The 13,181-nt window shown below is 58.8% G+C and carries 10 protein-coding genes; 6 read left to right on the plus strand and 4 right to left on the minus strand.

Features of this window, described 5'->3' with window-relative positions; all coding sequences use genetic code 11:
- The first annotated feature begins 7 nt into the window (after positions 1–7).
- Entirely contained in the window at positions 8–1,957 is a 1,950-nt protein-coding gene (locus tag IM304_RS21335) for a glycoside hydrolase family 127 protein (protein WP_193355527.1), read from the plus strand.
- 87 nt (positions 1,958–2,044) lie between these two features.
- On the opposite strand, the gene aldB is transcribed toward IM304_RS21335, so the two are convergent.
- Complete coding sequence (gene aldB / locus IM304_RS21340) at positions 2,045–3,583, minus strand: aldehyde dehydrogenase AldB (RefSeq protein ID WP_176609220.1); 1,539 nt, start codon at positions 3,581–3,583, stop codon at positions 2,045–2,047.
- A 166-nt stretch (positions 3,584–3,749) separates the two neighbouring features.
- Here aldB and IM304_RS21345 point away from each other — a divergent pair, with 166 nt between their 5' ends.
- Positions 3,750–4,634 carry an ROK family protein gene (locus tag IM304_RS21345; RefSeq protein WP_176609219.1) on the plus strand — a complete coding sequence of 295 codons (885 nt, stop codon included), beginning with the start codon at positions 3,750–3,752 and terminating at the stop codon, positions 4,632–4,634.
- Between the two features lie 3 nt (positions 4,635–4,637).
- Here the strand turns inward: IM304_RS21345 and selB are convergent, their stop codons facing one another.
- From selB to IM304_RS21360, 3 genes are all read right to left on the minus strand, one after another.
- Positions 4,638–6,476: a selenocysteine-specific translation elongation factor gene (gene selB, locus IM304_RS21350; RefSeq protein ID WP_193355528.1), complete on the minus strand. Its 1,839-nt coding sequence runs from the start codon at positions 6,474–6,476 to the stop codon at positions 4,638–4,640.
- Positions 6,473–7,858, minus strand: coding sequence for an L-seryl-tRNA(Sec) selenium transferase (selA, locus tag IM304_RS21355; protein WP_193355529.1), 1,386 nt, complete (start codon positions 7,856–7,858; stop codon positions 6,473–6,475). The genes selB and selA overlap by 4 nt, the downstream gene beginning before the upstream one ends.
- A 103-nt stretch (positions 7,859–7,961) precedes the next feature.
- Entirely contained in the window at positions 7,962–8,570 is a 609-nt protein-coding gene (locus tag IM304_RS21360) for a glutathione S-transferase (protein ID WP_148422480.1), read from the minus strand.
- A gap of 436 nt (positions 8,571–9,006) precedes the next feature.
- Here IM304_RS21360 and IM304_RS21365 point away from each other — a divergent pair, with 436 nt between their 5' ends.
- The 4 genes from IM304_RS21365 (at position 9,007) to IM304_RS21380 (ending at position 13,173) form a co-directional block, all read left to right on the plus strand.
- On the plus strand, positions 9,007–10,914 hold the full coding sequence (locus tag IM304_RS21365) for a PTS mannitol transporter subunit IICBA (protein WP_148422479.1): 1,908 nt from the start codon (positions 9,007–9,009) through the stop codon (positions 10,912–10,914).
- Positions 10,915–11,016: 102 nt separating this feature from the next.
- On the plus strand, positions 11,017–12,165 hold the full coding sequence (gene mtlD / locus IM304_RS21370; protein WP_193355530.1) for a mannitol-1-phosphate 5-dehydrogenase: 1,149 nt from the start codon (positions 11,017–11,019) through the stop codon (positions 12,163–12,165).
- Positions 12,162–12,752 (plus strand): mannitol operon repressor MtlR, encoded by a 591-nt coding sequence (gene mtlR, locus IM304_RS21375; RefSeq protein ID WP_193355531.1) that lies wholly within the window; start codon positions 12,162–12,164, stop codon positions 12,750–12,752. Before mtlD ends, mtlR begins: the two co-directional genes overlap by 4 nt.
- A 58-nt stretch (positions 12,753–12,810) precedes the next feature.
- Positions 12,811–13,173: a YibL family ribosome-associated protein gene (locus tag IM304_RS21380; protein WP_148422476.1), complete on the plus strand. Its 363-nt coding sequence runs from the start codon at positions 12,811–12,813 to the stop codon at positions 13,171–13,173.
- Positions 13,174–13,181 lie beyond the last annotated feature (8 nt).

Raw genomic sequence — 13,181 nt, forward strand, 5'->3', positions numbered from 1 at the left:
GAACGATATGTCCATAATGGAAGCCGACCTGCACAAGCTGAAAATCAACGACCCGTTTCTTGGTCAGTATCAACGCCTGGTTCGCGATGTGGTGATCCCCTACCAGTGGGATGCGCTGAACGACCGGGTGGCGGAGGCCGAGCCCAGCCATGCCATCACCAACTTCCGCATAGCGGCCGGTCTGGAACAGGGAGAGTTCTACGGAATGGTATTTCAGGACAGCGACGTGGCGAAATGGCTGGAAGCCGTGGCGTGGTCGCTGTGCCAGAAGCCCGACGCAGAGCTGGAAAAAACCGCCAACGAGGTAATTAAACTGGTCGCGGCGGCACAGTGTGAAGATGGCTACCTCAACACCTACTTTACGGTGAAAGCCCCCGAGGCACGCTGGACCAATCTGGCCGAATGCCATGAACTGTATTGCGCCGGACATATGATTGAAGCGGGCGTGGCCTGGTTTCAGGGAACCGGTAAGCGCGACCTGCTGGACGTGGCGTGCAGGCTGGCGGACCATATCGACAGCGTGTTTGGCCCTGGTGAAAGCCAGCTGCACGGCTATCCGGGCCATCCGGAAATCGAGCTGGCGCTGATGCGGCTGTACGACGTCACGCAGGAACCTCGTTACCTCAGTCTGGTGAAATATTTTATTGAGGAACGCGGCGCGCAGCCTCACTTCTACGATATCGAATACGAGAAGCGCGGCAGAACGTCGTACTGGAACACCTATGGACCGGCGTGGATGGTTAACGACAAAGCCTATAGCCAGGCGCATCAGCCGCTTGCGGAACAACAAACGGCCATCGGCCACGCCGTGCGTTTTGTCTATCTGATGGCGGGCATGGCGCACCTGGCGCGCCTGAGCAACGACGAGGGTAAACGCCAGGACTGCCTGCGGCTGTGGAACAATATGGCCCAGCGCCAGCTGTACATTACCGGCGGCATCGGCTCGCAAAGCAGCGGCGAGGCGTTCAGCAGCGATTACGATCTGCCCAACGATACGGTGTACGCGGAAAGCTGCGCCTCCATTGGCCTGATGATGTTTGCCCGGCGGATGCTGGAAATGGAGGCAGACAGCCGGTACGCCGACGTCATGGAGCGCGCGCTATACAATACGGTGCTGGGTGGAATGGCGCTGGACGGGAAGCATTTTTTTTACGTGAATCCGCTGGAAGTGCACCCGAAGACGCTGGCGTTTAACCATATCTATGACCACGTAAAACCGGTGCGCCAGCGCTGGTTCGGCTGCGCCTGCTGCCCGCCAAATATCGCCCGCGTGCTGACCTCGCTGGGACACTATATCTATACCGTTCGCCCGGATGCGCTGTTGATCAACCTGTACGTGGGGAACGACGTCGCCATACCGGTTGGGGATAAGACCCTGCAGCTGCGAATTAGCGGTAACTATCCGTGGCAGGAGCAGGTCAAAATCGAGATAACGTCGCCTGTTCCGGTCACCCACACGCTGGCCCTGAGGCTCCCGGACTGGTGCGCGCAACCGGCCGTTTCGCTGAACGGAGAAGCCCTTTCAGGCGAGGTATCCCACGGTTACGTTTACCTCAACCGACGCTGGCAGGAAGGCGACACGCTGACCCTGACGTTACCCATGCCGGTTCGCCGCGTGTATGGCAACCCGCACGTGCGCCAGCAGGCGGGGAAGGTCGCCATTCAGCGCGGGCCGCTGGTGTACTGCCTTGAGGAAGCCGATAACGGCGCCGGTCTGCACCATCTTTCTCTGCCTTCGGACAGCGAGTTCCGGGTGTTTGAAGGGAAAGGCATTTTCGCGCACAAGATACTGATACAGGCAGAAGGGAGCGGTTACCACGCGAAGGACACCGACGCGCTATGGCAATACGACCGCTCACCGGTACAACGTCAGCCCCAGACGTTGACCTTTATACCCTGGTTTAGCTGGGCAAACCGGGGAGAAGGAGAAATGCGCATATGGGTTAATGAAGGCTGAACAGCTGCGGCCTGTTGCCCTCACCCTCTCTCACGGGAGAAGGAGTAGGCCAGCTCAGGCCGTTCACGGACGGCCTGAGCCGGAAGTTTAAAACAGCCCCAGCGGTTTATCGGAGTAGCTCACCAGCAGGCATTTGGTCTGCTGGTAATGTTCCAGCATCATCTTATGGGTTTCTCGTCCGATGCCCGACTGCTTGTACCCGCCAAACGCCGCGTGAGCCGGATAGGCGTGGTAGCAGTTGGTCCATACGCGTCCGGCCTGAATGCCGCGCCCCATCTTATAGGCCAGATTACCGTTACGGCTCCAGACGCCCGCCCCCAGGCCGTACTGCGTGTCGTTGGCGATCTCCAGCGCCTCCTCCATCGTTTTGAAGGTGGTTACGGCCAGCACCGGCCCAAAAATTTCCTCCTGGAAAACACGCATGTTGTTTTTACCGAACAGGATGGTCGGCTCAAGGTAATAGCCCTCCTGTAAATCGCCGCCCAGCATCTTGCGGCGGCCGCCGGTCAGAACGTCGGCGCCCTCATTCTTACCAATATCGATGTAGTTGAGGATGGTTTCCAGCTGGCCATGCGATACCTGCGCCCCCATCTGGGTGACGTTATCGAGCGGGTTACCGCTGCGAATCGACTCCACGCGCCTGATTGCCCGCTCCATAAAGCGCTCATAAATGGACTCCTGCACCAGCGCGCGGCTCGGGCAGGTACAGACTTCGCCCTGGTTAAAGGCAAACAGCGCAAACCCTTCCAGCGCCTTGTCGAAGAAGGCATCTTCTTCATCCATCACGTCGGCAAAGAAGATGTTTGGCGATTTCCCGCCCAGCTCCAGCGTGACCGGAATGATGTTTTGCGTCGCGTACTGCATGATCTGCTGGCCCACTTCCGTTGAGCCGGTGAACGCCACTTTGGCGATACGTTTTGAGGTTGCCAGATACTCGCCAATCTCTCCCCCGGCCCCGTTGACCACGTTGATGACTCCCGGCGGCAACAGGTCGCCAATCACCTCCATCAGCAGCAGCACCGAAAGCGGCGTTAAGCGTGCGGGCTTCAGCACAACGCAGTTCCCCGCCGCCAGCGCCGGGGCCATCTTCCAGCTCGCCATCAGCAGCGGGAAATTCCAGGGAATGATTTGCCCCACCACGCCGAGCGGCTCGTGGAAGTGATACGCCACGGTGTCGCTGTCCACCTCGCTGATCCCGCCCTCCTGGGCGCGAATGCAGGACGCAAAATAGCGGAAATGGTCAATCGCCAGCGGGACGTCCGCCGCCATGGTTTCCCGGATCGGCTTACCGTTGTCCCACGTTTCCGCGGTCGCCAGCAGCTCCAGATTCTGCTCCATGCGATCGGCGATTTTGAACAATATGGCCGCCCTGTCCTGAACGGAGGTGTGCGCCCATTTATCTTTCACCTTATGCGCCGCGTCCAGCGCCAGATCGATATCCCGCCTGCCCGAGCTGGCAATTTCACACAGCGGCTGGCCGGTGACGGGCGTCAGGTTGGAATAGTATTCACCGTCGACGGGTGCCACCCAGTCGCCGCCGATAAAGTTGTCATAGCGGGGCTTGAGCTTAAGGGGAAAACCATACTCGCCAGGCTGGATGCGCGATGAGGGAGGATTGTTTGTCATGTCCGTCTCCTTGCTGTTGGTGTACAACAAGGGTAGTTCCGGCAGGTGATTTTCTCGCCAGTCGGTAACGGGTTTACGAGCCGTATCACGGATTACCGTACTTTACGTTTCGTTTCTGCCGCCGGAGCCATACTTAATAGCTCAAGGGCTCATGAGGAACGATGCAATGCAGCTATTTATCGGCTTTGACGTGGGTGGAACCCATATCAAACACGGCGTAATTAACGAAAACGGCGAAGAACTGACATCCGATGAATATGATACGCCTGACGATGAAAGCACCTTCAAACAGAAGTGGAAGGCCGTGGTGGATGAGTACAGCCGGGAACATGACATCGTCGGAATCGGCGTAAGCTTTCCAGGGCATATCAATCACCACACCGGCGAAGCGGCTAAGGCCGGGGCGCTGGATTACCTTGACGGGGAAAACCTGTGCGAACTGTTCGCGGAGCTGACCGATCTCCCTGTGACAATCGAAAACGACGCCAACTGCGCGGCGCTGGGCGAGCGCTGGCAGGGCGCGGGTAAAGACTATGAGCATTTCGTCTGCATCACCATCGGTACCGGCATCGGCGGCGGTATCGTCATGGAGGGCGATCTCTACCGCGGGTCGCACTACCGGGCGGGTGAGTTTGGCGTGCTGCCCGTGGGCAATGAGGGCGAGCCGATGCATGAAGTGGCGTCTGCCAGCGGCCTGATGAAAGCCTGCCGCCGCGCGCTGGCCGTGTCGGAGGACGAAATGCCTGACGGTGAGGAGCTGTTTAAGCGCATGGACAGCGACGTGCACCTGCGCGAGGCCATTGAAGAGTGGGCGCACTGTCTTTCGCGCGGCGTTTACAGCGTGATCTCCATGTTCGATCCGCAGGCGGTGCTGATTGGCGGCGGCATTAGCGAGCAGGAGAAAATCTATCTCCTACTGGACAAATATCTACAGCGATTCGAGGAGTGGGAAGCGCTCCGGGTGCCCATCCTCCCCTGCGAGCTGGGTAACCAGGCGGGAAGGCTGGGCGCGGTCTGGCTGGCTAAACAGAAGCAGGCGCGCAGCGCTTAGCGCTTACGGGAACAGCTGCGCGTCGCGTAACACATGGTCATTGCCCCGGCGACGCGTAAACCCGATGCGGTTGAAGTACTCCAGGATCTGAATCGCCAGCTTGCGCCCCACGTTCAGCCGATCGCGGAAGTCGGCGGCGCAGGTCGATCCGCGCTCCCGATCCAGCTCCCGGATCAGGTTCGCGAACGCCACGATCCGATCGTTGCGGTAATAACGATCTTTCACGATCGCCACAATCATGCCCTGCTGCGCCGCATGGCGCAGCACCTGACGCATCAGCTGCTCATCGGTACCGGTTTCACGCGCCAGATCGCGCACCCACCAGGGTTCATCGCCAAACAGCGCCGCCACTTTCTGCCAGACCGCTTCCTGGTCGGCGGTAAAACCGGCCTTGTGATCGGGCAGGTGCAGCCAGCCGTGGTGGCTTGCGATCGCCCCGCTGGCGCGCATGTTTTCAATCAGCAGCAGCACCAGCGCGTCGTCTTCCATCGGCAACGCCATGCGCCGCAGACGTTCACGGCCCGGGCCTGGCTCATCCTGATGCTGTTCGTGGTAGGTCGCCAGCGTGCTCAGCACTTTGCGCTGCCAGCCCGCCGCCACCGGCGCATTCAGCAGGCTGTTACCGGCCTGAATAAAGCCGGGCTCCTGCGTCAGGAGGCGCAGCCCTTCGCCGCTGAGCTGGCGCGCCCAGGCGAACGCGGTCAGATCCACCGCACCGCGCTCAAGATGGGCATCTAACGCGGATTTATCATCATGGGCCCTGGCCAGCGCGGCCAGCCACTGTAAATACTCGGGCTTACGCTTGCCGCGACGGGGCGGATTCAGCATCACCACGCGGGCGCCCGCCAGGGTTTCGCGGGCGGAGATGTCGCGCAGAACCAGGCGGTCGTTATCCGCAAGCCAGAGCGGGGAATCGAACACCAGCTCGGCGAGATCGTTTTCCAGCAGCGACACGCGGCCGGTGATATGGCTGGCCGCGTGGTGAATGTGCAGCGGCTGCCACTGGGCCAGCGGCGTGTGGGTCTGAAGAGAGACGATCGCCCGCTCAGACGGCTCTGGCGGGGCGTCAGACATCAGCCAGTCGCCGCGGCTGAGCTGCTCTTTCTCCGCATCACCCGCAATGTTCAGGGCGATACGCTGCCCGGCGTGGGCCCGCTCTACCGGCTGGTTTTGCGCATGAAGCCCGCGCACGCGCATGGGTTTATTAATGCCCGTCAGCCACAGGGTATCGCCCACGTTAACTTCCCCGCTCAGCGCGGTGCCGGTTACCACCAGCCCCGCCCCCTTAACGGTAAACGCCCTGTCGATGGCCAGGCGGAAGCGGTGATGGCCGGCATGCTCACGAGACGGGATCTGCTGCAAATGGTCGCGAAGGGCGTCGATACCGCGCCCTTCTGTCGCCACGGTGACAAAAAGCGCAGCATCCATAAAACCATATTCGCGTAGCGTCGCCTGCACCTCAGCGCGTACCTCGTCGATACGCGCGTCGTCCACGCGGTCCGCTTTGGTGAGGGCTACGGTTATCTGCGGGTTTCCCGTCAGCTGGAGGATCGCCAGATGCTCGCGCGTTTGCGCCATCACGCCGTCGTCGCACGCAACCACCAGCAAAGCGTGATCGATACCGCCCACGCCCGCGAGCATATTGGAAAGAAACTTTTCGTGGCCGGGCACGTCAATAAAGCCCAGCACGCGGCCATCGGGCTGCGGCCAGTAGGCATAGCCCAGGTCAATGGTCATGCCGCGCTTTTTCTCTTCCGGCAGACGGTCGGCATTTACGCCCGTAATCGCCTGCAGTAACGTGGTTTTGCCGTGGTCAACGTGACCGGCGGTGGCAATAATCATTTCAACATCATCTCCAGAAACCGCACTTCATCTTCAAGACAGCGTAAATCCAGCCACAGGCGACCATCACCGATACGGCCAATGACCGGCGTCGGTAAGGTGCGCCAGCGCGCCGACAGCGCCTCAAGCTGGCTTCCGCGCCCGTCGCGCGGGGTGAACGTCAGCGCTTCGCTCGGCAGCCGGTCCACGGGCAGCGAGCCGCTGCCAATTTGCGAAAGGCAGGGTTCACTCCGCACCTCGAACTCAGGGTAATGCGGCGCAACCTGCGGCAGCAGCCTTTGCGCCTGCGCGCGAATGGAAGCCGCATCACGGCTTAACAACCGCAGCGTGGGCAGGCGGTCAGCCAGTTTTTCCGGATGCAGATAGAGCCGCAGCGTCGCTTCCAGCGCGGCCAGCGTCATTTTATCGGCACGCAGGGCGCGCTTCAGCGGGTGCTGCTGTAGCTGCGCGATCAGCTCGCGCTTGCCGACAATAATTCCCGCCTGTGGCCCGCCCAGCAGCTTGTCGCCGGAGAAACTGACCAGGCTCACGCCTGCGGCGATCGCCTCCTGCACCATTGGCTCTTTCGGCAAACCGTACTGGCGCATATCCACCAGCGAACCGCTGCCCAGATCGACAATGACCGGCACGCCGAGCTCGCGCCCGATGGCGGCCAGCCCGGCTTCTTCCACCGTTTTGGTAAACCCTTCGATGTGGTAATTGCTGGTATGCACCTTCATCAGCAGCGCGGTGTTCTCATTTACCGCGGCGCGATAATCTTTTGCATGGGTGCGGTTGGTCGTGCCCACCTCATGCAGCGTGCATCCCGCCTGGCGCATCACATCCGGAATACGAAACGCCCCGCCAATTTCGACCAGCTCGCCGCGGGATACTACAACCTCTTTCCCGCTCGCGGTGGCCGCCAGCATCAGCAGCACCGCCGCCGCGTTGTTATTCACAATGCAGGCATCTTCCGCGCCAGTAATCTGGCAGAGAAGATCCGCCAGCGCGCGATCGCGATGCCCGCGCCCGGCGCCGTCCAGATCGTACTCCAGCGTCACCGGCGAGCGCATGGCCTGGGCCACTGCCTCAATGGCGTCTTCCGCCTGCTGTGCCCGGCCGAGATTGGTGTGCAGTACCGTGCCCGTCAGGTTAATAACGGGGCGCAAGGCGCTTTGCGCGTGCTCGCTCAGCCTGCGTTCAACCTCCTGCACCCACCCCGCGCACCAGCCGGGAAGCGCGTTTTCAGCCTGAATATGGCGACGCGCGTCGCCCTGAAGCTGGCGTAGCATGTCGACCGTCGCAGCGTGGCCGAACCGCGCCAGCACCGCGGCAATGTTCGGATCTCGAAGCAGACGATCGGTAGCGGGGATCTGGCTGTAGAGGGAATGATGAGTAGTCATGAATGCGCCTGGCGAGTAAATATCTTCCCCCCTCCCGACGGGAGAGGGAGTTAACATGTGGGGGGATTGTACCGCCTCCCGCCAGGAAGTGTTATAACCCGCGTCAAGCCTTTGGTGGTTCAGTACGGGCAAAACTTTCGCGCTGGAAGAGCGTCTCCGCGAGTTTGACCAGCAGGGGACGATCCACGCACCAACCGGGAGAGACGCGGCGGAAATTGAGGTAGCCAATGGCGCAGGCGATGGCAATCGTCGCCAGATTCAGGCTATCGCTTTGAATTTTGCCGTCGCGGATCAGCTGTTCGCACATATCGAGGCTGCGGCTGATTTTTTCACGCTGGCGCAGCAGTTCGTTCTCTGACTGCTGTGCGGCAGGCCTTGCCTGCTCGCGCACGGAGGCTAGCGCCGCATCCATAATACCATCCGCCAGGGCCTCGATTTGCTTCATCGCCAGCGCCGCTTTGGGATCCGCTGGCAGCATGGCTGGCGCAACGCCGAGCAGCTCGACGTACTCCGCAATAATCGGGGAGTCAAACCAGTAGTCGCCCTCGTCCGTTACCAGCGCCGGAACTTTCCCCAGCGGGTTGTACTGCGCAACGCCGTTCTCAGCGCTGTACGGCTGTTCATTCACAAATTCAAATTCGATCCCTTTCTCCAGCAGGAGAATCGAAATTTTACGCACGAAAGGACTGGTATAACTGCCGATGAGTTTCATTGCTTATCCTTAATGCCCACAAAGAGGTCAGTATGGATCAAGCCGGGAAAAAAGGCAGGCAGGCGTATCGCATTCCTGCCCTTAGGTGATACGGGAGAAATCTGCATAAAAATATTTTGTGAATTCAGTCACAACTCGAAAACAAAGCGCCAACCTGACAATGTGATAATCATCACAAAAAAGCGCCTGTTCTGATGAAATTTCGTGCGATGTATTTTTTTTACACACCTGATATGTGATCACGATCACTTCATTAATATCCTCACCCCCTACATTTACGTGACGACGATCACACAAAATCTCGCTGTCTGGACAGTTGAACGATTCAGTGCCAGATTTCACAGCATCAGAACAGGGCCCGGCTACCTCTGCCGCCGCACATTAACGATAAACCTCGGGCCGCAAGCCTAAGCGTAAACATAAGAAGGGGTGTTTTATGTCATCCGATTTCAAGATCAAAGTTCAAAGCTTTGGTCGTTTCCTCAGCAACATGGTGATGCCAAATATCGGCGCGTTTATCGCGTGGGGTATTATCACCGCATTGTTTATTCCGACAGGGTGGTTGCCTAACGAAACGCTGGCGAAGCTTGTTGGCCCAATGATTACTTACCTGCTGCCGCTGCTCATCGGTTATACCGGTGGTCGTCTGGTAGGCGGTGACCGTGGCGGCGTAGTGGGTGCCATCACAACCATGGGTGTTATCGTCGGTGCGGATATGCCGATGTTCCTCGGCGCGATGATTGCCGGTCCTCTGGGCGGCTGGGCCATTAAGAAATTCGACGTCTGGGTTGATGGCAAAATCAAGTCCGGCTTCGAAATGCTGGTGAACAACTTCTCCGCGGGCATCATCGGGATGATCCTCGCGATTCTGGCGTTCCTCGGCATTGGTCCGGCCGTTGAAGTGCTGTCCAAGCTGCTGGCGGCGGGCGTTAACTTCATGGTGGCGCACGATATGCTGCCGCTGGCGTCTATCTTTGTTGAACCGGCGAAAATCCTGTTCCTGAACAACGCCATCAACCACGGTATCTTCTCGCCGCTGGGTATTCAGCAGTCTCACGATCTCGGCAAGTCCATCTTCTTCCTGATTGAAGCCAACCCGGGTCCGGGCATGGGCGTTCTGCTGGCATATATGTTCTTCGGTCGCGGCAGCGCGAAGCAGTCTGCTGGCGGCGCGGCAATCATCCACTTCCTGGGCGGTATTCACGAAATTTACTTCCCGTACGTGCTGATGAACCCACGCCTGATCCTGGCCGTTATCCTCGGCGGTATGACCGGCGTGTTCACCCTGAGCGTGCTGGGCGGCGGTCTGGTCTCTCCGGCTTCTCCAGGCTCTATCCTGGCGGTGCTGGCGATGACCCCGAAAGGCGCCTACTTCGCCAATATCGCGGCGATCTGTGCGGCCATGGCGGTCTCCTTCGTTGTCTCTGCCATCCTGCTGAAAACCAGCAAAGTGAAAGAAGACGACGATATCGAAGCGGCAACCCGTCGTATGCATGACATGAAGGCGGAATCCAAAGGAGCGACCCCGCTGGCGGCCGGTGATGTCTCTAACGACCTGAGCCACGTGCGTAAAATCATCGTTGCCTGCGATGCCGGTATGGGTTCCAGCGCAATGGGTGCGGGCGTGCTGCGTAAGAAAGTGCAGGATGCGGGTCTGACCAACATCTCCGTTACCAACAGCGCGATTAACAGCCTGCCGCCGGACGTTGACCTGGTCATCACGCACCGCGATCTGACCGAACGCGCCATGCGTCAGGTGCCGCAGGCGCAGCACATTTCCCTGACCAACTTCCTGGACAGCGGCCTGTACTCCAGCCTGACCGAACGTCTGGTGGCGGCGCAGCGCCATGAAGATAACGAAGTGAAGGTGCGTACCAGCCTTCAGGACAGCTTCGACGAGAGCAACGCGCACCTGTTCAGGCTGGGCGCAGAAAACATCTTCCTTGGCCGCACCGCGACCAATAAAGAAGAGGCCATTCGCTTTGCCGGCGAGCAGCTGGTGAAAGGCGGCTACGTTCAGCCTGAATACGTTGACGCCATGCTGGAACGCGAAAAACTGACCCCAACCTACCTGGGTGAATCCATCGCGGTGCCGCACGGTACGGTTGAAGCGAAAGACCGCGTGCTGAAAACCGGCGTGGTGTTCTGCCAGTATCCGGACGGCGTGCGCTTCGGTGAAGAAGAGGACGACATCGCCCGTCTGGTGATTGGTATCGCCGCTCGCAACAACGAGCACATTCAGGTGATTACCAGCCTGACCAACGCCCTGGACGACGAAACCGTCATTGAGCGTCTGGCCAATACCACCAGCGTGGAAGAAGTACTGGCACTGCTTAACAAATAACAGCGTCTCCTCCCTCTCCCCTCCGGGGAGAGGGCTAGGGTGAGGGGATAACGTTTCTCACCCCAGCCCTCTCGGGTAAAAACATTGATGAAGGTTAACACTATGAAAGCATTACATTTTGGCGCAGGTAATATTGGTCGTGGCTTTATCGGTAAATTGCTGGCAGATGCGGGCATTACCCTGACGTTCGCCGATGTGAATCAGGTGGTTCTGGATGCCCTGAATGCCCGTCATAGCTATCAGGTTCACGTGGTGGGTGAAAACGAACAGGTTGAAACGGTCTCCGGCGTGAACGCGGTCAGCAGCATTGGCGACGACGTGATTGACCTCATCGCGAGCGTCGATCTCGTCACCACGGCAGTGGGTCCGGTGGTGCTTGAGCGTATCGCCCCGGCGATCGCAAAAGGCCTGGCGAAGCGTAAGGCGCAGGGTAACGACGCGCCGCTGAACATCATCGCCTGTGAAAACATGGTGCGCGGCACTACGCAGCTGAAAGGCCATGTACTTGCGGCTGTCGCAGACGAAGACAAAGCCTGGGTTGAAGCGCACGTCGGGTTTGTGGATTCCGCCGTAGACCGCATCGTCCCGCCGTCCGAATCCGCCACTCACGATCCGCTGGAAGTCACCGTGGAAACCTTCAGCGAGTGGATCGTCGATAAAACCCAGTTTAAAGGCGCGCTGCCGACCATTCCGGGAATGGAATTAACCGATAACCTGATGGCATTTGTCGAACGTAAACTCTTCACGCTGAACACCGGGCATGCTATAACCGCGTACCTCGGGAAATTGGCCGGTCACCAGACTATTCGCGACGCGATCCTTGATGAGAACATCCGTGCGGTGGTCAAAGGGGCAATGGAAGAGAGCGGCGCGGTGCTGATCAAACGCTACGGTTTTGATGCTGACAAACATGCAGCATACATCCAGAAAATCCTCGGTCGTTTTGAAAACCCGTATCTGAAAGATGACGTTGAGCGCGTTGGGCGTCAGCCGCTGCGTAAACTGAGCGCGGGCGATCGCCTGATTAAACCGCTGTTGGGCACGCTGGAGTACGGCCTGCCGCACGCTAACCTGGTGAAGGGCATTGCCGCGGCGATGCACTACCGCAGCGAGCAGGATCCGCAGGCGATTGAGCTGGCCCAGCTGATTGACAGCAAAGGCGCGCAGGCTGCGCTGGCGCAGATCTCCGATCTGGAAGCCAGCAGCGACGTGGTTGCGGAGGCGGTAAGCGCATATAACGCAACCAAATGATGCAGAGTCCGGCGCAGGTTAGCCTGCGCCCGAATAACAGATTGTCAGATATGCAGGCAATAATGGAACAAACCCAGGCCTTTGAAAATCGTGTGCTTGAGCGTCTGAATGCTGGCAAAACCGTACGAAGTTTCCTGATTGCCGCCGTCGAGCTGTTAACCGAGGCGGTGAACATTCTGGTGCTTCAGGTGTTTCGCAAAGACGACTACGCGGTCAAGTATGCTGTAGAACCGTTACTGGACGGAGACGGACCGCTGGGCGATTTGTCGGTGCGGCTGAAGCTGATCTATGGTCTTGGCGTGCTGAACCGACAAGAGTATGAAGACGCCGAGCTGCTGATGGCGCTGCGCGAAGAGCTGAATCATGACGGTAATGAATACACCTTTACCGATGACGAGATTCTGGGGCCCTTCGGCGAACTGCACTGCGTATCCGCGCTTCCCCCCTCACCTCAGTTTGATAAAAGCGACCCTGAGCTGTACGCGATGCAAAAGCAGCGTTATCAGCAGGTTGTCCGCTCCACCATGGTGCTTTCCCTGACCGAGCTGATTTCTAAAATCAGCTTAAAAAAAGCGTTTCAGAAGTAAGCCCGCACACATTGGTGTATCCTTCCCTGTAAATCCCCCGTTTTCAGAGTTATTTGTCATGAAAGAAGTCGAAAAGAACGAAATTAAACGCCTGAGCGACCGCCTGGATCTGATCCGCCACCAGATGGCCGACCTCTCTCTGGTCGATGCCGCCGAGAAGTATGCCGAGCTGGAAAAAGAGTCCGTGAAGCTGGAAGCGGAAATCGAGCGCCTGCGCGAAGTGAAAGGCCAGAAGCTGAGTAAAGAAGCGCAGAAGCTGATGAACATGCCGCACCGCCGCGCGATCACCAAAAAAGAGCAGGCCGATATGGGCAAGCTGAAGAAAAGCGTCCGTGGCCTGGTGGTGGTGCACCCGATGACCGAGCTTGGCCGCGAAATGGGCCTGAAAGAGATGACGGGTTTTAGTAAGACCGCATTCTGATCCCGCTT

It is taken from the genome of Enterobacter cloacae complex sp. P40C2, assembly GCF_014930695.1.
Classification (GTDB): Bacteria; Pseudomonadota; Gammaproteobacteria; order Enterobacterales; family Enterobacteriaceae; genus Enterobacter; species Enterobacter pasteurii.